This window comes from Nostoc sp., assembly GCF_036916735.1.
GTDB lineage: Bacteria > Cyanobacteriota > Cyanobacteriia > Cyanobacteriales > Nostocaceae > Nostoc.
The window spans coordinates 218,634-242,364 of record NZ_JBALFV010000121.1 but is presented as its reverse complement, the minus strand read 5'-3'; the positions used below and the strand labels follow the sequence as shown (position 1 = coordinate 242,364).

17 protein-coding genes, 3 tRNA genes and 2 pseudogenes are annotated in these 23,731 nt (G+C 41.1%); 16 read left to right on the top strand and 6 right to left on the bottom strand.

Going from position 1 to position 23,731, the window contains the following annotated elements; genetic code table 11:
- Positions 1-44 precede the first annotated feature (44 nt).
- A tRNA-Tyr gene (locus V7L20_RS30440) sits at positions 45-130 on the top strand.
- 87 nt (positions 131-217) lie between these two features.
- Positions 218-289 (top strand) — tRNA-Thr (locus V7L20_RS30435).
- A gap of 193 nt (positions 290-482) precedes the next feature.
- Here the strand turns inward: V7L20_RS30435 and V7L20_RS30430 are convergent.
- Both V7L20_RS30430 and V7L20_RS30425 read right to left on the bottom strand, forming a co-directional pair.
- Positions 483-1,135, bottom strand: a pseudogene (locus V7L20_RS30430) (group I intron-associated PD-(D/E)XK endonuclease).
- Positions 1,136-1,174: 39 nt separating this feature from the next.
- Positions 1,175-1,247: transfer RNA gene (locus V7L20_RS30425), tRNA-Arg, on the bottom strand.
- Between the two features lie 146 nt (positions 1,248-1,393).
- Here V7L20_RS30425 and V7L20_RS30420 point away from each other — a divergent pair.
- The 5 genes from V7L20_RS30420 (at position 1,394) to cutA (ending at position 4,612) form a co-directional block, all read left to right on the top strand.
- The gene (locus V7L20_RS30420; RefSeq protein WP_334747644.1) at positions 1,394-1,522 is read left to right on the top strand and encodes a hypothetical protein; all 129 of its coding nucleotides are present in this window, start codon (positions 1,394-1,396) and stop codon (positions 1,520-1,522) included.
- An 81-nt stretch (positions 1,523-1,603) separates the two neighbouring features.
- Positions 1,604-2,263, top strand: coding sequence for an Npun_F0813 family protein (locus V7L20_RS30415; protein ID WP_334747643.1), 660 nt, complete (start codon positions 1,604-1,606; stop codon positions 2,261-2,263).
- 124 nt (positions 2,264-2,387) lie between these two features.
- Entirely contained in the window at positions 2,388-3,239 is an 852-nt protein-coding gene (locus V7L20_RS30410; protein WP_334747642.1) for a hypothetical protein, read from the top strand.
- Positions 3,240-3,260: 21 nt separating this feature from the next.
- Positions 3,261-4,274, top strand: a complete 1,014-nt coding sequence (locus tag V7L20_RS30405) for a transposase (protein WP_334747641.1) — start codon at positions 3,261-3,263, stop codon at positions 4,272-4,274.
- Positions 4,275-4,279: 5 nt separating this feature from the next.
- On the top strand, positions 4,280-4,612 hold the full coding sequence (gene cutA, locus V7L20_RS30400; protein ID WP_334747640.1) for a divalent-cation tolerance protein CutA: 333 nt from the start codon (positions 4,280-4,282) through the stop codon (positions 4,610-4,612).
- Between the two features lie 49 nt (positions 4,613-4,661).
- Here the strand turns inward: cutA and V7L20_RS30395 are convergent, their stop codons facing one another.
- Positions 4,662-5,603, bottom strand: coding sequence for an ADP-ribosylglycohydrolase family protein (locus tag V7L20_RS30395; RefSeq protein ID WP_334747639.1), 942 nt, complete (start codon positions 5,601-5,603; stop codon positions 4,662-4,664).
- Positions 5,604-5,995: 392 nt separating this feature from the next.
- Here V7L20_RS30395 and V7L20_RS30390 point away from each other — a divergent pair.
- The 4 genes and pseudogenes from V7L20_RS30390 (at position 5,996) to V7L20_RS30375 (ending at position 10,853) form a co-directional block, all read left to right on the top strand.
- A pseudogene (locus V7L20_RS30390) lies at positions 5,996-6,484 on the top strand (hypothetical protein).
- A gap of 239 nt (positions 6,485-6,723) precedes the next feature.
- Positions 6,724-8,640 carry a sulfite reductase, ferredoxin dependent gene (gene sir, locus V7L20_RS30385; RefSeq protein WP_334747638.1) on the top strand — a complete coding sequence of 639 codons (1,917 nt, stop codon included), beginning with the start codon at positions 6,724-6,726 and terminating at the stop codon, positions 8,638-8,640.
- Positions 8,641-8,951: 311 nt separating this feature from the next.
- Entirely contained in the window at positions 8,952-9,728 is a 777-nt protein-coding gene (locus tag V7L20_RS30380; RefSeq protein WP_334747637.1) for a 16S rRNA (uracil(1498)-N(3))-methyltransferase, read from the top strand.
- A 60-nt stretch (positions 9,729-9,788) separates the two neighbouring features.
- On the top strand, positions 9,789-10,853 hold the full coding sequence (locus V7L20_RS30375) for a tetratricopeptide repeat protein (protein WP_334747636.1): 1,065 nt from the start codon (positions 9,789-9,791) through the stop codon (positions 10,851-10,853).
- 527 nt (positions 10,854-11,380) lie between these two features.
- On the opposite strand, the gene V7L20_RS30370 is transcribed toward V7L20_RS30375, so the two are convergent.
- The gene (locus V7L20_RS30370; RefSeq protein WP_334747635.1) at positions 11,381-11,932 is read right to left on the bottom strand and encodes a hypothetical protein; all 552 of its coding nucleotides are present in this window, start codon (positions 11,930-11,932) and stop codon (positions 11,381-11,383) included.
- A gap of 498 nt (positions 11,933-12,430) precedes the next feature.
- Between V7L20_RS30370 and V7L20_RS30365 the strand changes: the two genes are divergently transcribed.
- The gene (locus V7L20_RS30365) at positions 12,431-13,066 is read left to right on the top strand and encodes an esterase/lipase family protein (RefSeq protein ID WP_334747634.1); all 636 of its coding nucleotides are present in this window, start codon (positions 12,431-12,433) and stop codon (positions 13,064-13,066) included.
- A gap of 376 nt (positions 13,067-13,442) precedes the next feature.
- Here the strand turns inward: V7L20_RS30365 and V7L20_RS30360 are convergent, their stop codons facing one another.
- Entirely contained in the window at positions 13,443-13,874 is a 432-nt protein-coding gene (locus V7L20_RS30360; protein ID WP_334747633.1) for a VOC family protein, read from the bottom strand.
- A 394-nt stretch (positions 13,875-14,268) separates the two neighbouring features.
- Here V7L20_RS30360 and V7L20_RS30355 point away from each other — a divergent pair, with 394 nt between their 5' ends.
- From V7L20_RS30355 to V7L20_RS30340, 4 genes are all read left to right on the top strand, one after another.
- Complete coding sequence (locus tag V7L20_RS30355) at positions 14,269-15,090, top strand: DUF92 domain-containing protein (protein ID WP_334747632.1); 822 nt, start codon at positions 14,269-14,271, stop codon at positions 15,088-15,090.
- An 858-nt stretch (positions 15,091-15,948) separates the two neighbouring features.
- Entirely contained in the window at positions 15,949-16,731 is a 783-nt protein-coding gene (locus tag V7L20_RS30350) for a peptidylprolyl isomerase (protein WP_334747631.1), read from the top strand.
- Complete coding sequence (locus V7L20_RS30345) at positions 16,680-19,430, top strand: peptidase domain-containing ABC transporter (protein WP_334747630.1); 2,751 nt, start codon at positions 16,680-16,682, stop codon at positions 19,428-19,430. The genes V7L20_RS30350 and V7L20_RS30345 overlap by 52 nt, the downstream gene beginning before the upstream one ends.
- A gap of 605 nt (positions 19,431-20,035) precedes the next feature.
- Positions 20,036-21,631 carry a S8 family peptidase gene (locus tag V7L20_RS30340; protein ID WP_334747629.1) on the top strand — a complete coding sequence of 532 codons (1,596 nt, stop codon included), beginning with the start codon at positions 20,036-20,038 and terminating at the stop codon, positions 21,629-21,631.
- Between the two features lie 489 nt (positions 21,632-22,120).
- Here V7L20_RS30340 and V7L20_RS30335 read toward each other — a convergent pair whose 3' ends face one another.
- Positions 22,121-23,602 carry an HlyD family efflux transporter periplasmic adaptor subunit gene (locus V7L20_RS30335; RefSeq protein ID WP_334747628.1) on the bottom strand — a complete coding sequence of 494 codons (1,482 nt, stop codon included), beginning with the start codon at positions 23,600-23,602 and terminating at the stop codon, positions 22,121-22,123.
- Positions 23,603-23,731: the final 129 nt, after the last annotated feature.

The following is a 23,731-nucleotide window of genomic DNA, read 5'->3' as shown; positions in this document are numbered from 1 at the left end:
ATTTATAAAACATGATGCTAATATTTTAAATCGTGAGACAAATTGGGTCGGTGTCCGAGTGGTTAATGGAGACGGACTGTAAATCCGTTGGCTAGCGCCTACGCTGGTTCAAATCCAGCCCGGCCCACCACTTACGAAGTTATAAGTTATAATGACTGGGTAAAGAGCAAAGCTACCAGCATTGTAACTTACAACCAAGAAATCAGAATCATATTTCGCCCGTGTGGCTCAGTGGTAGAGCACACCCTTGGTAAGGGTGAGGTCACGAGTTCAATCCTCGTCACGGGCTTTTGGTATTCACGAAGCAGTCAGCGTAAAGTTAAAAGTTTTAGCCTTATTGGCAGACTTGAGGTTCAAAAGCTAAGTCTGTTGCTTTTATAGTTCTCTAAATTTGCTCCCTAAGAAGCATTAATTATTGATGATTTAATATCTTCTCCAGTTTCTGTTAACTGTGTTTTCACTTTTTTACAAGTTTTCTTCACTCAATACCCTCTAGGTGGTTTTTCTACCCCATAAGCCTTACACCACTTTTCACAGCCTTATCAGACACGCCAAAATCTCTCCCAATTTGTGCGGTTGGCTTTTCCCAAACTAGTATTTATAATTTCTCTTTCGATGGCCTTTCAACTTTTCTTGTATGAATTCTAGAGTCTGAGTTAACCCTTCTAGTTGTTAAATCAACGCCAAACTCCTTGTAGGTCCGTTTAAGTGCCACTTCAGTTAAATCTGTAAAATCTCCTTACCAGTAAAACGGTGTAGCTGAATTAGGTATCTGAGTAGTTATGTAGCAACCATTAAAGTTAATTGATGGATAAACAACTTTATCTATATCAGGCAGATAAACAGCATAAAAGTCAAAGTCATTTACTTTATACTTCTTCTGATGAGTACCATTTTTATCTACCCAAATAGTTTTATTGACTACTCTATTATCTCCCGCATATTTAGCTTGTATTTTGTAAAATTTATCGTCTTTGTAAGCAACAAAATCAAAAGGTAAATGCTCACAAACAACTGGTGTGAGAATCAAGTATTTTTTAAGTGTTAGATTGGCAATTGCTTTCGTAGCAGCAATATCACCTTTGTTCTTAGTATGATGCAGCAATAACGAACCCTCAATCGAGAAAATAATCATATCACTTTACAGTGCTTAAGGGTTCATATTGAGTTAAAACGAGCGCGGCAGGGTTCGAACCTGCGGCCGATTGCTTAGAAGGCAATTGCTCTATCCACTGAGCTACGCGCCCAACATAAATTCATGGCTCCCAAAAGAGTCATCTAAACTATTATATCGTTTTCGCGTACCAACAAGCAATGGAAAATTGCAGATTTACCACTAGCAAGGCTAAGATGCTAGTCGCTAGTTAGTTAATCTACACCGAAAACGAAACAGATGGGGTATTGGTTTAGATATATTGAGTTGTCAACAAGTTATTTGCCTGTTAACGCCACCGTCCTCTGGGCGGCTAGCTTCGGGAAGGACTGGCGATCGCTAGGCTCATTTCCACAGTATGCTAGGTAATTTCAGCCTTGGCGATGCTGCCAAATGCCATTATATATTCCATATTAAGAGTGCCCCTGTGAGGAGTTATTTGCTAGTGCCATGTTTATTCTCAAACGGCAGGATGTTGAAATATCAAGCATTCAGCACCCAAAAAAGGATCAGCAGGTGCCGATCCTTAGTTATCAAGGGCAGACTTTTCGCTTGATTAGCGTATTCAAAGCTAGTCAAGAGGAAGAAGCTAGAGGCTTATGGAGAGAATTAACGGATAACCGAGGCAAAGCCTGTGTTTTGCTAGAGGAACCGGAACGCTTTAGTGTTTGGGGTAAAATCCGTTTAGAGCAGCTAGATAGTGACACAGGTGGTCATGGCAAAACGGCGATTTTAATCCAAGCCAGTATTTTGCTGTTGCAAGGTGTTTCTATCGATATTGAAGAGTTTTTAGGTGCTAGGCAAGCTGCATTATTTGAAAAAGATATTGCAGAGGTATTTAAGCAGAAGCAATTTCCCCAAACATCCTCCCTAGAAGCAGTTAAATATTTGGTATCTACTAATCCTTTACCGACAGCCAAAATACCTGATTGGCAAGAAAATCATGTAGTTATCCTGTTACAAGAACTGCATCGATTAGGAAAAGCTTATTTTGGCAACGCTAATTTTACCAAACAAGTGATTTATAAGCTAGAAGATATGCCAGAAGCCGAGCGATCGCTGTTTATCACTTGGCTAAATCAATCGCCACTGGGTAAACTATGGCAGTAACAAAATTCCTGCCAATGGCACTTGCTTTTGGTGTCCGATTGTAACTCACTTAGCAGACACAGTGCTAGATATACAGTCTTTTAACTCAAAATATTGCCAGAGAGCATCTACATAGTCAAGTCTTATGAATAACTCTTACGAGAATTCGTTCCTTTCTAAATCCATTTTCAACACTCAGAACATTGTCTTAGCTAATATTGGCTGGGCCGTACTGGCACTGCTATACTTTTTGTTGTTTAGTGCCAAAGTTCCCGGAGCAAATGGCATAGAAAGCCGTGCCCAGTGGTATGTGATTGGCACAAATATTTTTGAAGCTTTCGCTTATTTGGCTGCCGGTATCTTATGCTTGAGGAACTGGCTTAGTCCGCAAATCGTCAGTGGTCGAAATGTTTGGCTCTTGATTGGCTTAGGTATGCTTTCCTATTTCGTCGGGGGGATAATTTTCGGCTATACCGAAATAGTTTTAAAAGATGAACCGGATGTGTCTGTAGGCGATATATTTTTTGTACTAACTTATCTATTACTTGGCGCAGGCATGACTTTAGCTGTGGCTTCCAGGCGAATCAATCTGGAAAAATGGCAGTGGCTAATTGTATTAGCAATTGCAGTGTTCGGTAGTTTGTTGGCATGGTGGATTTCTATGCAACAAGAAAAACCCACAGAACTGCTAGTCGCTATTTTGAATTGGTTTTACGTAGTTAGCGATGTAATTTTGTTAATTATTGCTACCACTCTGCTACTAGCCTTTTGGGGAGGAAGAGTTTCTCAGTCTTGGCGAATGATTGCAGCTGCGGCCTTTTCGCTTTACATTGCAGATATGTGGTTTAAATATGCCCAAGGCCCCAGTTATCAAAGTGGAGAGATATTAGAAGTGTTTTGGGTGTTTAGTGGAGTGTTATTTGGTATGGGCGCTGTCTTAGAATATGACGCATCACTAAGACGAACGCGTCGTACCAGTGGACGAAAACGAGCTTAGTAAAGATTTTTGGTATCTACCGTGAGAAAACTAACAGATTCTGACAAACAAGAAATTCTTAAGTTATATCGAGAGACTGCCGAAACAACCTCAACTTTGGCAGACCGCTATGGTGTGAGTAATTCGACAATTAGTCGCCTGCTCAAAAGCACTTTGCCAGAAGATGAGTATGAATACTTAGTCTCATTAAAGCGGGCTGCGAGAACTCCTGAAGGTAGGGCGCAGGTAAGCTACGAGCAGCTACCTCTACTGACTCAACCAGAGCCAGAGCCAGAGCCAGAGATAGAAGTTTTACCCATCGAAAGCCCACCTGTAGAAGTACCAAAGGTTGAGCCACTACCACGTAGGGTAATTCATGTAGAGGAGCAACTTTACTCAGAGGAAACGGCGGAGTCAATCGCTGCTAGTAGACGGGTGCGGCGACGCCCCTCGGCGACAGAAAAACCAAAGCTCCGAGTCACAGAGAAGTTAGAAACTCTAGAGCCAAAGCCGCCGGAAATAGTCAGTATTCCCATCCCACCGCTAAAGAATGAACATCCAGGAGCCGCCGTCATCGCGCAGATGCTGGGCGAAGATTTGCTAGACGAATCAGAGGATTTGGACGATTTAGATGATGATGACTTAGATGATGATGACTTTGAGGAAGAAGACTTTGATGATGATGACCTGGATGACCAAAGACCTTTAGTCACAAAACGTAGACCAGGTGAAGCATCAGTTCAAGTTTTACCTTTGTCAATAGCTAATTTGCCAAAAACTTGCTATTTGGTAATTGACCGTTCTTCGGAACTAATTACCCGTCCTCTGAAGGACTTTGGTGACTTGGGGCAAATTCCCAGCCTGGAAACCCAGCAAAGAACTTTGCCGGTGTTTGATAACCATCGTGTTGCCAAGCGTTTTTCTACGAAGCGCGATCGCGTGATTAAAGTTCCTGATAGTAAAATGCTCCATAAGGCTCGGACTCATCTACAAGCTAAGGGCATCACACGATTGCTGATTGATGGTCAGGTCTACTCGTTGTCTACGACGGTTTAAAGGTCATGGAGACACCTGCTGGCTATGGTGTGGTATTGGTGACAACTGGCAACATCCAGGAGGCACAAGCAATTGCAAATGCCCTTGTGGAAGCAAAACTCGCTGCTTGTGTGAGTCTGTTACCAATCCACTCAATTTATACCTGGCAAGGGGAACTGCATAATGAGCAAGAATGGCAATTACTGATTAAAACTGATTTGGCGCAATTTCCGGCTTTGGAAGCCAAAATTAAGGAATTGCACTCCTATGAAGTGCCAGAAATTATTGCTTTATCAATTGTTGCCGGTTCTCAAGCCTATTTGCAGTGGATTTTTCAGCAAGTTAAAAGTAAAGAGTGAGGAGTTAGGATTTTCATAACTCTCCACTCTTTACTATCAACTAATAACTCTAAGTGTAAACAGCCCTTGCAAAACGCTCTGCCAAGTAAATAATGTCCTGTCTACGAACAATTTGGTTTATCCATTGTTTGGGAATATTTTCTACCCCGTAGTAAATTCCCGCTAACCCACCAGTAACAGCGGCGGTAGTATCGGTATCTCCGCCTAAATTGACAGCTTTCAGTACCGCCTCAGAATAAGACGAGCTATTTAATAAACACCATAGAGATGATTCTAAGGTATCAATCACATAGCCACCAGAATTAATTTCTTCCACTGGTATCTTGGCAATCTCACCACTCAAAACTCTGCCAAAATGGGGTTTCTCTAACAAAAATTCTCGGACAGAATAAATTGTTTGGATATCTTGCAATCCTTGTAAATAAGCTGTTTGAAGGTCAGCCCCTTCCAAAAGCGCCACTGCAATACTAATATAAATGCCGCAGGCCATTTGCGATCGCGCATGACCATGAGTAATTGCCGAAACATCATGCACCCGCGCCAGCAATTCGCCTAAAGTGAAATTTCTATGACAATAAGCCATCGGCAAGATTCTCATTAACGAACCATTGCCATTACTATTTTCAACCTTCCCACCCGCCTGATGGGGAACAATCCCCTGTTTTAGGCGCATAATAGCTGTGTGGGTAGTTTGACCAATATCAAAGACATCGCCACGGGGAGTCCAGTAAGCCTCCTTGTACCAGCGCCAAAAGGAATTGGCTATAGCATCCAACGAATATCCCCTACAAAGGCATTCTGCCAAGCAAAAGCTTAATGAACTATCATCTGACCAAGTTCCTGGTGGTTGATTCCATGTGCCATAACCCTGCATCGTTGTCACTGGAGATTTTACTCGTTCAGCGCGGCTAGTAAACTCCACTGGCACACCCAACGCATCACCGACACATAAACCCATCAAACCAGACAACGTTTTTGTAGCGGTTAGCATTATTAAATCTCCACAAGAATTGCTCAAAATTAACTTTATAGATTCCCTCTATACCTTGTTGCAACGGATGCTACAGCCTAATTTTCATCATCTGTGAAAAGCTCGGCAAAAAATTGTTAACCGAGTATTTTATTTACTATCTCTCGACTTAGTTTTAATTTCAAATATTGTGCCAGTTTTAAAAGCGTCTATTTTTGGCACAAAGAACCTAGATGAAAAGACATTGAATGTAATTATAACAGCTTTTTTTTAGTTTCACGGATAATTCACCTCGAAACCTCATTTATTAATAGCGACATTAAGTTAATAAAAGCTGGAAAAAATTTGGAACATTATTACACAATTATCAACTGGAAATAGACAAGTAAAAAATACAAAAATTCGGAAAAATCATGAAATGCTTACTCAAGTCTTTCATAGCAATTTTTGCATTGTCTTCCTTAATAATTGCTCCTCTTGTTCTATTAGCTGGTCAAGCTTCTGCTGAAACCAAAAAAGGTACTGATGCTAGCTATGTTGGTGCTGGTGTTGCAGTTGGTGTTACCAGTGGCGGACAAGGTATCAACGATAATGCCACATTTGGTGGTAATGTCCTCTGGAGTGATAAAACGAGTGCTATCATCCCAGAACTTTCTGTGGATGTGCCCATTGCTAATAGAACTAATGCCTATTTAACTGGTGGTTATTCTTTTGTATAAAAAGATGGCTCACCAACTCCTATAGGTAACAGAGATTCAGTAGTGGTATGTGCTGGTGTTGAATCGGAAGTTGCTAACAATTTCCTTGTCTACACTAATGCTAAAGTCGGACTTGGTGCCTACCAAAATAGCGATGCTTCTGCTGTTAGCATCAATGGTAGTATTGGCTATCGCTTCAAATAAAAAATTATTGAGTCCTCAATCGCTCTATACTTTACTTAGTACTCAGGACTCAGCACGAAAAACTCACTACTCCAAAAAGCTGGTTTTGTTAAGTATTACATCACTGACAAAGCCGGCTTTTGCCGTGGTAAAATTAGAATATTCCTCATTATTCCGGCCGGATTACCGGGGATAAAGTAGCCAAAGGGTGCTGATTCGGTGTCTACGTAATGCTTTATTGAGAATACTATACAAGTATAATGGTTAAATCTGCTCCTTCCCCCATCGCTAGCCGTAAGCCTTCCAAACTAGAAGGAATCAAGGAAAATAGTAATTTTTTGCGTGAACCTGTAGCAACTGAGATCCTTCAAGACACAACCCATTTTACCGAAAATGCGGTACAGCTTTTGAAGTATCACGGTTCTTACCAGCAGGATAACCGCGACAACCGCACCAAGGGACAGGAAAAAGATTACCAGTTTATGCTGCGGACAAAAAATCCGGGTGGTTTGGTGCCGCCGCAGTTGTATCTGGCTTTAGATAAATTAGCTGATGAGTATGGCAACCATACGTTACGAGCAACTACCCGTCAAGGTTTCCAACTGCACGGTATTTTAAAGAAGAATCTTAAATCAGCGATCGCCACTATAGTCAAGAACCTGGGTTCGACTTTGGGAGCTTGTGGTGACATCAACCGCAACGTGATGGCACCACCAGCCCCTTTTAAGAATCGCCCAGAGTATCAATATGCTTGGGAGTATGCCCAGAATATTGCTGACTTGCTCTCAGCGCAAACAGGTGCTTATTACGAAATTTGGTTGGATGGGGAAAAAGCAATTAGTGCTGAAGAAAACCCAAAGGTGAAGGCAGCACGAGGGCGCAATGGCAATGGCACAATTATCCATAACAACGAAGAACCGATTTACGGCACTCACTATATGCCCCGCAAGTTTAAAATTTGCGTGACTGTGCCAGGGGATAATTCGGTAGATTTATATTCCCAAGACCTGACGTTGGTAGTAATTACTAATAAGAAGAAACAGCTAGAAGGATTTAATATTTTTGCTGGTGGTGGTTTAGGTAGAACACACGGTAAAGAAGAAACTTTCGCTAGGTTAGCAGACCCCATCGGTTATGTGGCCAAGGATGACGTTTACGACATAGTGAAAGCAATTGTTGCTACCCAGAGAGATTATGGCGATCGCACTGACCGTCGTCATGCCAGATTAAAATATCTAATCAACGATTGGGGTGTAGATAAATTCCGCGCCCAAGTTGAAGAATATTTTGGTAAAGCAGTTGAAGCTTTCAAACCACTGCCAGATTTTAAATATCACGACTTCCTCGGCTGGAATGAACAAGGTGATGGCAAGCTATTCTTAGGAATTTCCATTGAAAATGGTCGAATCAAGGATGAAGATTCGTTTCAACTGAAAACCGCTTTGCGGGAAATTGTCGAGCAATTCAACTTACCCATCCGCCTGACACCCAACCACAACCTGATTTTTTACGATATCGAACCAGATAGCAAGGAAGCTATTCAAGATATTCTCAGCTGTCACGGTGTTGGAGACGACCCTAGCAAAATCGAACCTTTAGTACGATATGCAATGGCTTGTCCGGCTTTGCCCACTTGCGGCTTGGCAATCACGGAATCAGAACGGGCAATACCAGGTATTTTGGAGCGGGTTCGCGCCCTTTTGGATAAAGTAGGTTTACAAAATGAGCATTTTGTGGTAAGAATGACAGGATGCCCCAACGGTTGCGCTCGTCCCTACTTAGCAGAATTGGGCTTTGTCGGTAGCGCTCCAGAATCTTACCAATTATGGTTAGGTGGTTCGCCAAATCAGACTCGATTGGCACAACCTTACGTAGAAAAGCTGCACCATAATGACTTAGAAACCTTCTTAGAGCCGATTTTTGTTTACTTTAAAAAATCTCGGAAATCGAGGGAAAAGTTTGGTGATTTTTGCGATCGCGTTGGTTTTGATGCCATCCGCGAATTTGCTGCTACCTACGACCCGCAAACAGCCGATAGTGCAAACAAATCGCGCCATCGAGTAAATTTGAAAGAAGAGGTTTATAGCAAGTTGAAGAAAGTCTCAGAAAGCCAAGGTAAGCCGATGACTCAGTTAGTGACTGAAGCGCTAGAGGCTTACTTCGAGAATCTTTCGTAAACCGAATAAAAAACTAAACCATGAATGGACACAGATGACTTATCTGTGTTCATTTGGATCTATGTTGCATAAGTCGTACTTCTATCGCGCTAGAAGAACTTAATTTTTTTAACGAACCGCCAAGACGCTAAGGACGCAAAGGAAGAAACAGAAATAGGACTTACGCACGAGTTACGGAATAACGAACCGCATAGGCGCACAGACACGGAGAAATCAGAGTTTGAGAGATATTTTGCGTAAGTCCGAAGAAGAATAAATAGGTAATATTATGGCGGCATATTTCTAGACTAGGGCAGTAGTTTATTAAGAGAATGTCTCAACTGCAAAGAATTGCGATCGCCCCATCCCAATTCCAACAAGGGCAAATTTTACTCACCAAAGAACAGCAACATTATTTGGGGCGTGTGTTGCGCTTGCGTGAAGGCGATCGCTTTATTGCAATGGATGGTAAAGGAAAATGGTGGTTAGCACAGTTAGCAGGGGAACAAGCACGGGTTTTAGAAACGCTTTTGGTAGAAACTGAATTACCTGTATCAATTACGCTGATGGTGGCGTTGCCTAAAGGCAATGGATTTGATGAAGTTGTGCGGTGTTGTACGGAGTTAGGAGTAACTTGTATTGCACCAGTATTGAGCGATCGCACTTTGCTTCATCCTAGTCCTCAAAAGCTGGAACGCTGGCGGCGCATCGCTGCCGAAGCCACCGAGCAATCAGAACGCTCATTCGTACCGACAATTTTAGAACCTGTTACTTTTAATACGGGTTTGTCATTTGCAAACAGTCAGCAATATATTTGTGTGGCGCGTGGTGAGTTTCCTCATTTAAAAGATTGCTTACAGCACAAAGGACAAATGACAAATGACATAGCGCAAAGTCAGAGTGCAGGTTTCCTTTGCTCAGAACTTTGTAAGACAGGACAAGAAACGATTGTCATTGCTACTGGCCCAGAGGGAGGATGGACAACACAAGAAGTAGATAATGCGATCGCATTTGGATTTCAGCCTGTTTCCCTTGGTCGCCGCATCCTGAGAGCAGTTACAGCCCCAGTAGTAGCATTATCCTTGATTACCGCAGCTTGTGAAGTATAAATGATTTATAGCTCACGCAAAAATGATTTTGCGCGAGACATTGATCTAGTGGATTGAAACATGATTGAGCAAGTTGCGATCGCCTTTGAGCGTAAGGATTATCAAACAGCTGCTAAATTACTGAAACAGTTGCTAGTAGAATCGCCAGAACATCCTTGGGTACAATTTTATCTCGGTCGGCTACATGAAGTATCTGGAAAACTCCAGGATGCGGAAAAAGTTTATCGGCAACTTCTGCGAGATACGAGGAATAGTAGAATAGTGACCCTCGCACGTCAAGGTTTGCGACGGCTACAAGAAATTGAACTAGAAGAAAGACAAAGAGCTATTTCCCGAGCAACAGCCGAAGGGAATAACAGCGAACTTGGCGTACTAGTTTTAGAGCCACTCAGTAACGAACTGAAAACAAAAGCATCTCGAAAATTTGCTCAGATTATGCAGCTAGACCCCTACACTGCACGGCTGGTACTGCCAAGTCGTGGCTGGAGGTTGTACCGCATTGGCCTAGTAGGAGAACTAAAATTTTACGGGAAACAGTTACAGCAGGCAGGCATTCCTTGCTTTTGGGCAACAATAGCTCAAATTCAACAAATTCAAGTTTATCAAGTCAAATATTTTCAAAAATCTACCCCACAAGCTACTGTTGTTTGCCGTAATCAGACAAATCAACTCGGTTCTCTTACCTTTGACTGGTCAGAAGTCAGAGCAAGAGTACTGGGACTGTTGCCCATTTTTGAACAAGTTGTAGATGTTGATGCCCACCGGAAACTGGAATGGAAAACTCAAACACAAGACTATGCTCAGTTTTGTGATTTACACATACCTGGTAGACGTTCCATTCTCCGACTTTATGATAACGGCTATGAATTTCAACAAGGTTTAGAAATTATTCCCCAGGCTAGCCAAAATACAATCAGAATTAATTGGAATAGTTTATCAAGTTGGATTGACCAGCAACTACCTCAAGTCAAAATTTGGTCAGATTTCACATGCTTTGCAGATACAACATTAGATAAAACAGAAATGCTAGGCCATATCAAGTCTCACATTAATTTGTTGCGTAGGAAACATACTAATTGGGACTCAGCTTTTCATTTATATAGTGGACTAGTGTTTGTTAAATAATTTGTAATGGGCTACACCTCACTAAGTAGGTTGGCGTAAATAATTATTGCTGGCATAAGGCAAAGGCAAGGAGCAGGAAGCAGGGAGAAAAAGAGTTTAAACCTTATTTACTTTTATTGACACAATTTGGTTTTATTGCACCGACTTACTTACGGTAATATAATTCGTAATTGAGTTACTTGTTATTTACCTTTAGAAGTAAATTCACAAATCAAATAGAAGTGCTATATCAAGTCTATAAATATAGTATTAGTCTTGTTTGGTCGCAAACAGGATAAAGCCAGAGGTAATCTACAAATTTCTAGCATTGCTGCGGGTGCTAAGTACTATGAAAAAACGTTTTATCTCACATTTTAATAAACAGGAAATATTGCTGTAGCGCAGTTATGGGAACGTGCTTGCATTAAAAACTTGATGTATCAAATGGTAAGTTTTGAAACGAAAATTAGTGTAGAAGCAGTGACAGAAACTAACTCATCGGTAGTATATAGACACGAAAGAGACGCGGAATTTCGCGTCTCTGTGATTTAACCAGGGGTTTTAACCTGACGTGCCATATCTAAATAAGCGCTCATATTTGCCCCTGGACGCCGACGACCATTAGAGCTAGTAGCCGAAGGAGCAAGATATTTAGGCGCAAAGGTAGTTTCTTTTGGCTCCTCTTTGAGGACTTTGGCTGCTGCGGCTTTTGCATTTTTGCCAGGTTCAACTTTAAGACCCTCAGCAGTCTGGACAAGCGTAACATCAGCTGGTTTGGGATTTTTAGCTGATTTTTCCTTACCCTTGCCCTTAGCTGCGGCGGTTTTTGTGCCGTTCAATGAAGCTGGCTTAGATGCTTCTGGTGCTTCTGGTGCTTCTGATGTAATTGTTGCCGTTACTTTTTTAGCATTTGATACAACTGTATCTGCTACTGTCTCTGCTACTTTCTTTGCGTTCGATGCTACTTCTTTCGCAGCATCTTTAGCAGCATCTTTGGCTTCGTCCAATTCCATGAAGTAGCCGTTGCTTTTCTTCTTCCCTGGTAACAGTCCGGTAATGAAACCAAGAATACCCGAAATTAACTTTTTGATAAAATCCATTACAATTACTCCTGCCTTTTACCTTTTATATTTGAAACTCGACCGTAATTGTTAAAAATTACGACAAAATGTTACATTTTCTAGTTTGTGCCACCCCATTGTGGTGACAACCCTTATAGGTTTGTGCTTAATCAACATTTTAGTAAAACCACAAGGCAAATGTTTTTTTTGCAAGCACTTGCACCTGTATACACCGAGAACTAATTATTAAATTTTACTGTAACTAAGAGCAAGATTCTAAAAGCAGGCTTTACAAAAATTAACATTTCTTTGTTTTAAAATTGCTGATTGAAGAAAACAACCACTGAGGAGAGTGTCATAGACTGTTAGCAAATAGTGCTATCTATAAGTTAAATTTTATACAATCTCTCTTTGGGAGCATTTCAGTTTTGCAAAAATGTCTTTTAACAGTAAACCAAAAAGCAACAGCTTCAGTTTGTAAAGTAGTATGTACCTACAAAAGTGAAATACACCCCTTAATTTAGCCAGATTTTGTAAATGAACATTGAAAATCAACAACGTAATCCCGTTTTGTTAATACATGGGATTGACGACACAGAGGCAGTTTTCTATAAAATGGCGGCTCAGTTAAGATTACAGGGTTGGTCTGTATATTCCCTGGATCTCGTACCTAATAATGGTAATGTGGGTCTTGATGAGTTGGCAAAGCAAGTAGCAGATTATGTTAAAGCCACCTTTGCACCAGAACAACATCTGGATTTAGTAGGCTTCAGCATGGGAGGAATTGTTAGCCGTTACTATGTCCAGCGACTGGGAGGAATTAACCGCGTTCAGAGGTTTATCACAATATCTTCGCCCCATCATGGAACTGTGGTTGCTTATGGTTCCTGGCGTCCTGGTTGCTTACAAATGCGCCCTGAGAGCGTTTTTCTCAAGGATTTAAATTCTGATGCTGTAATGTTGGGGCAGCTAAATTTTACATCTATCTGGACACCTTATGATTTGATGATTGTCCCAGCCAATAGTTCACAAATGTCTGTAGGAAGCGAAGTCATAGTACCAGTTGCTCTACACCCTTGGATGCTGACAGACCCCAGGAGTTTAGCAGTAGTAAAAGCAGCTTTAACAGAGCCTATTAAGTTACCATTACTGAATAAAAAATCCAGTCAGTAGCTAGTACTGTAAGGCAAAAGTCACGCATTCACCCATTCAAAAGTTGAAAGAATTGTATTCCAAGCTCTTGCGCCATTTGAAATGGTATGTTTATTTCCACGTTCGCTCTACTATAGGACTAATATTTAATTTCTCAAAAAGCTCGGTACAACTCGAAAAGCCTAATTTCCTATTTCCTACTCTCTACTGCTGCCTCTAGTGCTTGCGTTGTGCTTCTGTGCGAGACGCTTCTCTTTGCAGAGAGGCTTGTCTGCGACACGCTACTTGCGTTCGCCAACGCGAACGCGCACCACATAAATAATTTCAAAAATCAAATACAATTCTTATAGAATGCTTGCCACGCTCGATTCATCTTTAATTACAAATTACGAATTTTTCAAGTCCTATCCCCAATTTGCGTATGTTCATAACTCCCAAAAATCGCCTCTGGGTGACGATAATACTTGAACTCCATGAGGTTATAAAAAGGATCTTCTAAAAAGAAAGTGCGATGCTCAAGAGGAGAACTAACAAAGCGGTTTTTAGTTTCCTCACGAAAAAGTAGCTCTTGTTGTTGTGCCCTTTCTAGTAAGTCTTGCCAGTCACGTTCTTGGGTAAAAATTAGCCCAAAGTGTCTAGGATATATACTGTGTTGCAGTGTCAAGGGTTCTTTGGTGACGTGAGCCACTAATTGATGACCGTAGAGATTCAGAATCAGGGCGTGATGGTTTTCACGACCAGGAATACAGCCCAAGCCATCCACATAATATGCTTTTGTTTGGGCAATGTCAGTTACAGGGAAAGCAAGATGGAATAAAGTTTTGCTCATAGGTTGTCTGGAAAAGACTAGTAGTTGATGCTATCTACAATTTCTGCTGTTAAATCTTCATTATGGTCAACTTGAACACAGTTTTAATTGACATTAACTTATATTCTTTATCTTTATGACTAAGATTGGAGACTGAGTACCACTTTAGCTCCTGCACCCTGCACCTGTAGAATTTGCCCTGCATCTAGATAATTTACACTTAATTATTTAGTCTTGTGCAGCTATACTAATTTAGATTTGCATGGGTACAGACTTAGGAACGTAGATTTAATAACTTACGACTTTCGCTACGTTGTATTCATTTTAATTTTTGACTTCCGCCTTGGGGTACTAGGGGTAACAAATTAGTTATTCTGTTGATATTCAGACAAAATTACTCATTGATTAATTGCTGATGTCATCCTTAATTGATTCTGTTAATCCGTGGTTGGTGGCGGTAGTATTAAACACAATTCTATTGGGTTTAGCTTGGATTGCTCCGAAAAAGCTGCTTACCCCTGTTGGATTATTCCATGCCTGGTTTTTGGCCATCCTAATTTGGGTAACTTTAGGCTGGCAAGGATATGCAGTCGTAATGTTCTATTTTCTTGTTGGTTCTGGCGTTACCCGCATCGGAATGGCGCAGAAGGAGGCTGAAGGAATTGCCGAAAAACGTTCTGGGGCAAGAGGCCCAGAAAATGTTTGGGGTTCGGCTTTGACTGGGGCGCTGTGTGCTTTGGGAGTAGGGATAATAAATTCGGGATTTATTGTATTTAATCCACAATCTGTAGTACCCAATACTTCGGTTTTGCTCAGTACAAGTCCCCAGTCCCTATTGTTGTTAGCCTATGTAGCGAGTTTCAGTACCAAGCTGGCTGACACCACTGCTAGTGAAGTCGGTAAAGCCTATGGTAAAAGCACCTTTTTAATTACCACACTCCAACCAGTGCCTCGCGGTACAGAAGGAGCGGTAAGCTTGGAAGGGACTTTAGCTGGGATTGTCGCTTCTGTAGCGATCGCATTTGTTAGTTGGAGAGTTGGTTTAATTGATCTATTGGGAGTAACTTGGTGTGTACTAGCAGCATTTATTGCCACTAACTTAGAAAGCGTGATTGGGGCAACATTGCAATCTAAGTATACTTGGCTGACCAATGAAGTCGTAAATATTTTTAATACGTTAATCGGTGCGATCACAGCTGTTCTACTTGCCTGGACATGGATAAGTATAATTCAGTAGACAGGTGAGAATAAAAGATTACTTATTAAGATTACGCCCTTAGCTGATACAACTTTGGTTATGTTAAGCAACTGACAAGAAACAATTCTTAATATGTTTTACTCTATTTTCACCTATCTAAACTAATCATCATTCATTTTTCTAGAACGATTAGCTTCTGGTGAGTTAGCGCGGTGTTCTCCCAAAGGCAGAGGCTAGCGCCAAGGGGTTTTCCCCCCATGAACGATTAACTGTCTTCGCAGCATAAAGCCTTCTCTACGAGAGGCAACGAACGCCTCCGGCATAGCAACTCTTAGAGACGCTACGCGTAGCTTGCTTCTTTGTTCGCGCAGCGTCTCGTAGGCAAAAAGTACGCTTAGAGCGACAGCGCAGCGTTAGGGACTTCCAATTAAAAAAATAATCAATCGCTGTGTAGGCAGAGGAGCAGGGAGCTATTAGCTGGGGGAAAATAAAAATATCATCTGAATAAATTGAGTATTTTATTCTCTGGAAGTCCCTTAGCGATAGCGCAGCATCGGTAGGAGCGTCACTTAAAGGGTAAATGGCTCTAACCCTGCTTTTATGCAACTTAAATGTCATTAGCTGATCTACCTGATTATTTCTCTGAATTTATAAAGATTTGGTTATACAACTGGTTTTGCCTTATAACTGATATTTTAAATCCTGTTCTGTCCCCGCTAGACCGTAAAAGTAATTATGAGAAATTATTTTATTTACTAGGTATATGATTTTTTGCTCATTTAGATGTAATTAGTTTATAAAATCTTTATCATATTTAATCCTCAATAACCAAATAATTTTTATATGATTTAATTTAAAAGTCTTATAAGTTCTTAATCATTTTTACATAGCTAGTTCATGGAATCTTTATCATTTTTGACAATCAATGACAAAATAATTTCTATTGAGTCAGCAGTAAAATACCTGCAAGCCTCTGGAAAATTGGGACAGTTCATTGGCGATATTCTCCGTCAGTACGTAATTGAAGAAGAAATTCAAACACGAGACGATATTGAGGTTGGTACAGCAATAACTGAACAGGCAATTATTGACTTTAGGTTAAAAAACCAACTGATTGACCCCCAAAGTTTTCAAGAATGGTTAAAGGTCAACAACACAGATTACACTACCTTTCAGACATCGGTGGCTTTTGGTTACAAGTTAGAAAAGCTAAAAACTGTAGTGACGGAAGCAAAAGTCCCAGAATATTTTATTGAACGCAAAATTTTTTTAGATCGGGTGGTACTTTCTCGGATCGTTGTTGATAATCGAGAATTGGCAGACGAACTACACACCCAAATTGAAGAAGGAGGTAGTTTTGAGCAACTAGCTAAAGAGTATTCCCTTTCAGATGACCGAATTGTGAACGGCATGATGGGAATAGTCAGTCGAGGAACTATGCCGGATATATTACGGGCAGCTATTGATGTGGCCAGTCCTGGACAATTGATCGGGCCAATAGAAATCGTTGGCAAAGACTCTCCCCAAGGAGAAGGACCTTATGGTTTGTTTCGAGTAGAACAATTTCTGCCAGCGTCTTTAGAAGATACTCAACTAAAACAAGCACTACAAAATGAGTTATTTGAGAAATGGCTAGCAGAGAAAATTCAAAAACTGACAGTCAAATTACAAGTGAGTTAAATATTCTGGATAATGAATCTTTACGATTAAAAGTGCTAGCTTCTTTGCCTTGGCATCAGCCACCATTATGCTGGCTGACTCCCGAACAACAATCCCGATTAGAAAAGGAGTCCGAAACTCGTCAGTATCGTCTTGGAGAGAAAATCTGGTCAAACGATGTTGGCGGTTACCAATTCTTAATTGTGGCTGGGAAAGTCCGCTTACGAGAGGATAGTCGCTACAAGTCGGCAAAGCCGTCCAACGCGCTGTCTCAAGAGGGAGTTGGTAAATCTTTAGCAGCCCTACTAGATGTAGGGGATTGGTTTGGTGACTTCCAAAAGCTATCTGCGGATTTTAAAGCTGTAGCTGCTAGTAAAGAAGTAGTAATAGTATGTTGGCACACAGCGCTGTGGGCAGAATTTTCTAACCCACAAATTCAGGAATTCTGGCAAGTGTTACCAGTAGACATGGAGAGAAAGAAAGACACATTTTCCTTCTCTTCTACTTCTTCACTGGCACCAGCCTCAGAGGGAACTTCCAGCCCCCACAGCCTCCAACCCCAAAGAGGACTTCCAACCACCAATCAGATCGTCTCAAGTTATCCCTTTGTTGCTAGCTGGAATACTGCTGCTGCTTGTTTAACAATGGTGGCGCAACAGTTAGAAAATTCTGTGCAACTGGAATGGGTGCAGCGCCAACTCAGAGGACAACACCCAAAACAGGTTGTGGAAGCAGGAGAAAAGTTAGGGTTAGTGTTGCGGCGGTTACAAGTGAGTTGGGGTGAGTTGCGACAGTTGTCATTCCCAGCTTTACTACTGTGGAATTCTGATTCACCCCAGAGTCCTTCTTGGGTGGTAGCTTATGGAGTTAAAGGCGATCGCCTGATTATCGCTAACCCTCTAAATCCCGATCGCATTTGTGAAAGCTTACCGCAGTCGATAGTTGAGGCATCTTGGGATGGACGATTGTGGCAAGTAGAACTCATATCCCAGCAAGAAAAATTTAACCTTAGTTGGTTCACCCCAGCAGTTTGGAAGTATAAGGAATTGCTCACAGAAGTACTGGTAGCATCTTTTACCTTGCAGCTTTTGGGTTTAACAACACCACTAATTACACAAGTTGTCATTGATAAAGTAATGGTGCAAGAGAGTTTGCCGACTCTCGATGTCATGGCGATCGCACTTTTTTGCGTAGCCATATTTGAGTCCATACTTGGCATTCTGCGCCTATTCATCTTTACCCATACAGCTCGTCGTCTGGATTTAAGTTTATCAGCACAGCTATTTCGTCATCTGATGCGACTGCCATTAGCTTATTTTGAGTCGCGGCGCGTTGGAGACACAGTAGCACGAGTTCAGGAACTCGAACAAATACGTCAGTTTCTCACAGGTACAGCATTAACTGTGATTCTAGATAGCATCTTTGCTGTGGTATACCTAGCATTGATGTTTTACTATAATATTCCACTTACCTTTGTCGCCTTAGCAGTACTGCCGCTATTTGCGACTTTAACAATAGTTGCAACACCAATTCTGCGTAACTGGCTCAACGAGACTTTTAACCGGAGTGCCGATAGTCAATCGTTTCTAGTAGAGACAATCACCGGAATTCACTCCGTTAAAGCCCATGCAGCAGAACCAGTAGCCCGCGATCGCTGGGAAGGTTTATTTGCTCGCTTCATTCGCACAGGTTTTAAAGCTTCTACCACTTCCAATATCAGTAGCAATATTGGTGACTTTCTCACCAATTTTTCCACGATGCTGATTCTCTGGTATGGAGCCAAATTAGTCATCGAACAAAAGCTCACAGTCGGACAGCTTGTTGCCTTTCAAATGCTGTCTGGTAGAGTCACAGGCCCACTTTTGCGCTTAGTACAGTTGTGGCAAACCCTCCAACAAGTGCTACTTTCTGTAGATCGCATTGGTGATATTCTCAACGTCTCCCCTGAAGCTGAACTGGGAACTGGTTTAGTTTTACCACCCCTGAAAGGACAAGTCACCTTCGAGCAAGTCTTTTTCCGCTATCAGCCGAACTTTGAAGCAATTCTGCGGGGAATATCTTTCAATGCCGAACCAGGGCAATTTGTTGGCATTGTCGGACGTAGCGGTTCTGGGAAAAGTACCCTGTCTAAACTATTGCAACGCCTCTATCAAATTGAATCAGGACGCATCCTCATTGATGGTTTTGATGTAAAAAGTGCCGATTTAGCTTCATTGCGACAACAAGTTAGTGTAGTTCTCCAAGAAGACTTTTTATTTAACGGTTCCATTCTAGAAAATATTACTCTCGGTAGTCCCGACATTACCGCAGAGCAAGTAGTAGAGGCGGCAAGATTAGCAGTAGCACACGATTTTATCAGTCAATTACCCTACGGTTACGAAACCAATGTTGGCGAACGCGGTACCGCTTTATCTGGTGGACAGAGACAACGTATTGCCCTGGCAAGGTTATTTCTTTCCCAAGCACCAATTTTAGTTTTGGATGAAGCTACCAGCGCTTTGGATAGTGAAACCGAACAACAAGTACTGCAAAACCTACAAAAAATTTCTGCTAATCGTACCGTGTTCTTAATTGCTCACCGCTTTGCCCCTCTCAAACGTGCTGATTTGATTTTGGTGTTGGAGCAAGGCGTAATTGCCGAACGTGGTACTCACTCCCAATTGTTGCAACAAAAGGGTTTGTATTGGTCATTATATCAACGGCAGCAGGCAAATATTTAACTAACTCAATGCTTCTAGTTACATAAAAGATAAACGTCTGGAAAGCCTCTTAATAATAGTTTTTGGCGAATTGAGCTATACTCAATTCGCCATTTTAATTTTTAGCAATCATTTTAATAATTATACCGATTGGAAAAATAATTAATACAGATGGATTAATTTAACTCGCAAATAGAAAGCGATTTCCAATCAAAAATCTAAAATATAAAATCCAAAATTGTCTTACCCTCGCTTGCAATACGGTTTGGTTAGCTTGTTTATCGAGTGATTATCTTTAGCCTATTAGCCTTGCTCCAGTTTGAGTAGCGTAAATACTTTTATAGGTAGCGATCGCAGTAGTTTGAATATTAGTAACATTCATAACATTTTTATCATTGCATTAGTCTCAATTAATACATTTAAAATATCTAAGATTCATTTGAGAAATTTACTCTTAATAAAAACCATAGTTTTCAGAAGGTTTTTTGGTAATAAACTTAGCATTTTATTAGAAAATTTCATAGTAATTATGACAATAGAGCTTATTCACATATTGAATTTTTCTGAGCGATATTTTAAGCTTCAAACTGTCAATAAACGATTGCTATCTTTTAAAAGAAATACTTATGCTCATAGATGATGTTAAGAACAGTATGTTATCAAATCAACAGCTAAATGTCACTTCAATTTCCTCATTAGATAGCTTTAAAACGAAAGATAACCATAGCCTCAACTTCAGCAGACCTAGTAGCTATAATTCAGGTGATGCTGATGTGCAGTTGCTAAATCACGGTGACTTTGAAAATAGTAATAATGCTACTGCTAATACTTTTAGCGCTCAAAATTATAACTCCACTAATGGCTATGGCTTAATTAATGGAGCGGCAGCAGTGGCTAGAGCTATTAATCAGAATACCTTTGCTGATGTTCCTGATCTTGGTGGCAATAACTGGGGAGCAGACCTGGTTAAAGCACCGGAAGTCTGGGCACATGGATACACGGGTAAAGGTGTAGTTGTTGCTGTTGTAGATACTGGGGTTGACTATAACCACGAGGATTTAAAAAACAATATCTGGACAAATACCAAGGAAATTGCAGGTAACGGTATAGATGATGATGGCAATGGCTATATTGATGATACTTACGGCTGGAACTTTGCTGATAAAAATAACAACACCTTAGATGACAACGGTCATGGCACTCATGTTTCTGGCACGATCGCAGGAGAAAATAATAACTATGGAGTCACTGGTATTGCCTATGATGCCAAGATTATGCCTGTCAAAGCTTTAGATAGCTCTGGCTCTGGTTCCTATAGTTCCATTGCTAAGGGCATTCGCTACGCTGTGGATAATGGAGCTAATGTGATTAACCTGAGTTTAGGAGGCACATCTTCTAATCGCACTGTAGAGTCAGCTATTGACTATGCCAGCAGTAAAGGAGTAATTGTCGTTATGGCAGCAGGCAATGATGGTGGCTCATCACCAGAATATCCCGCCCGCTATGCATCCAAGTCAGGAATTGCTGTTGGAGCAGTAGATAAGAATAATAATTTAGCTGACTTCTCTAACCGCTCTGGAACAAATGAAATCGCTTACGTCACAGCTCCAGGAGTCAAGATTTATTCATCAGTTCCGAATAATCAGTATGCAACTTATAGCGGCACATCTATGGCTACTCCCCATGTTGCTGGTATCGTTGCTCTGATGCTTAGTGCTAATCCCAACTTGACTGATGCCCAAGTCCGTCAGATTGTCACAGAAACCGCAGGAAATAGTACACAAAGTACAACCTCTAATTTGAATATTTCTCATGTCAGTTCTCTGTCGAGTCAGACGATTACAAAAACAGGAGAATATTTTACAGCACAAGGTATTTCTAGTTACAATAATTTCGATTTTGGTTCTACAACAAATCAGGTAATTACACCAAATGCAAAATATTTGACACCAACGACTATTTCTAGTTTAAATAATTTAGATGTTGCTTCTGTAATTGGTCAGAAAATTACAGAAACAACAAAATATCTAACATCATCTGAAGGTAATGATACATTAGTTAATCCAGAATTATGGTCTTCACCTCTAGACTACAATAGGATATTCAGTGGCATCAATATCGATAGTAGTGAGAATAATCTTGATTTTGACAACCTAAGAGAGCAAATCCAAAAACAATTAAAACAATTAGAACAGGTTAGAAAATATTTGGGTCTCGGTTGAAAATTATAGTGATTTAACGTGAGTTTGACAAACTTCTCCCTTAGAGCAAACGCATTTAAATATTGACAAGCCTGAATCAGGAGGAATAGTTAAATTCGATACAGATACAATAGTATCCAATACTACATAGGTTTTGAAAATTTGTAGGTTGGGTTGCAATACTGCTCGCTTAAGGGACTTCCAACAAATAAATTATCCAATCTTGTGGGGTGGACATCTTGTCACTGGTGTCAACTTAAGAAAAAATCTGCTTTGCGAGGGCGTTTTGCCCTCATCCCCTAACCCCTTCTCCCAACTTGGGAGAAGGGGAACTAAAGAATTTGCTTCCCTCTAGTAAAATTGCCAGAGCAGAGGAGCATACTTCGACACTTCGGTAAGCTCAGTGCATCGCTGCGCTCAGTAACCGGGGGAGCAGGGGAGGAAGAATCTAAAGATCGTTTTTGTTATCAAAATTGGATAATTTATTTTCTGGAAGTCCTTAATACAAAACTACCTGACTGAAAATGCCTCACTGAACCGCCGTGTCACAGGCTCAGTGATGAATGTCAAAATCGACTTTTTCCGAGTGACAATTTCACCTGTAGCAGACATACCTGGCGTAAATTCTACTTCTTGACCCCGAACATTAACTGAGTGTTTATTTAGCTTAATTCTGGTGGGAAAAACTAAGCCTAATTCTTTATCAACAATTGCATTCGGACTGACTTGCATAACTTCTCCATTCACAGTGCCAAATTCCTGGAAGGGGAAAGTTGCCATTTTTACTTTTGCCTTCATTCCTTGACGAATAAACCCAATATCGCGGTTGAGAACTTTCACCTCTAGGAGCATTTCTTCCCCTTCTGGCAAAATTGACAGCAATTCTTCACCTGATTGCACTGGTCCCTTGGTGGCTTTAACTCTGTAAATTGTACCGGCAACAGGAGCCTCAATCGTTTCTAAAGCTTGCTGCTTCCTCGCCTGCTCTAATTGACCTTGAATAGTTGTTAGTTCTTCTTTACGCTTGTTGTACTGGGTCAAAATTTCACTTTGGCGTTCTGATGCTACACGCTGGGCCTGGCTGCGTGCAGCATTGTAAGCTTGTTCTGCTTGGCGAATTTCTTGGACTTGGGCAGCAACATCTTTTTCTAATGATGTAACTTTATCTTGAGCCTCTGTTATTTTATTTTGGGCGTTAGTCACTTCATCTTGCGATTTAGTGATTTCTGTCTTTGCACGAGTTAATCTTTCTTGGGCATCCAAGTAATCGACACGAGGTACAGCGCCAGGAGTAATTAGGGTGCGTAGGCTTTTTTCCCTTTCTTGGGCAAGTGCCAAATTACTTTCAATTTTAACTCGGATGCTATCTGCGTTGGCAAGGTTGGTTTTGGCATTGACAACGCTGCTTTTGGCATTAACTAAGTTGTCTTGCAACCGAGTCAAACGGACTTTAGCTTGATCTATGAGTGCTTGTTGGCGATTTGCTTCTGCTTCTGCTGCTGCTTGACGCGCTTGGAAGTCTTGCAGACGGGAGCTTAAAAGTTCATCTTGCAGTTTCGTCCCAGCAGTTTTGCCTCCGGTGCGTTCTGCATCTAAACGTTGCAAATCGTCCTGAATCAATCTACTAGATTTGGCTAGGCGGGATACATCAGTTATTTGCAAGTCTGGATCTTTTTGAATCAGAACTTGACCTTTAGTAACGCGATCGCCTTCTCTGACTTTAACACCAACAATTGACCCCCCACCCAAGGATGTCACCGGTCTTACCTGTGTGGAAGCAATTAATTCCCCTGGAGCTGTTGCTACTTCATCGATTTGCGAAAAGTACGCCCAGGCGAGCGTTCCAAATACAATGACGCTTATCGTTCCTGCTAATAATCTTGTATACAGGGGTGGCAATTCCTGTACTGCTTTCCCCAACTCATAAGTAAGTTGTTCCTCTGGTTGGGCGAATCGCTCTTTTGTTTGACGTGCTTGAGCAGCATTTACCATATATTTTTTGTCCTTTGTGCTTTGTCATTTGTCATTTGTCATTTGTTCTTAGTTATTGACTAACGACCAATATTTCTCTACCAGAGGCTACGCCAATGACTACGCTCAGTACAAGTGACTAATGACTAA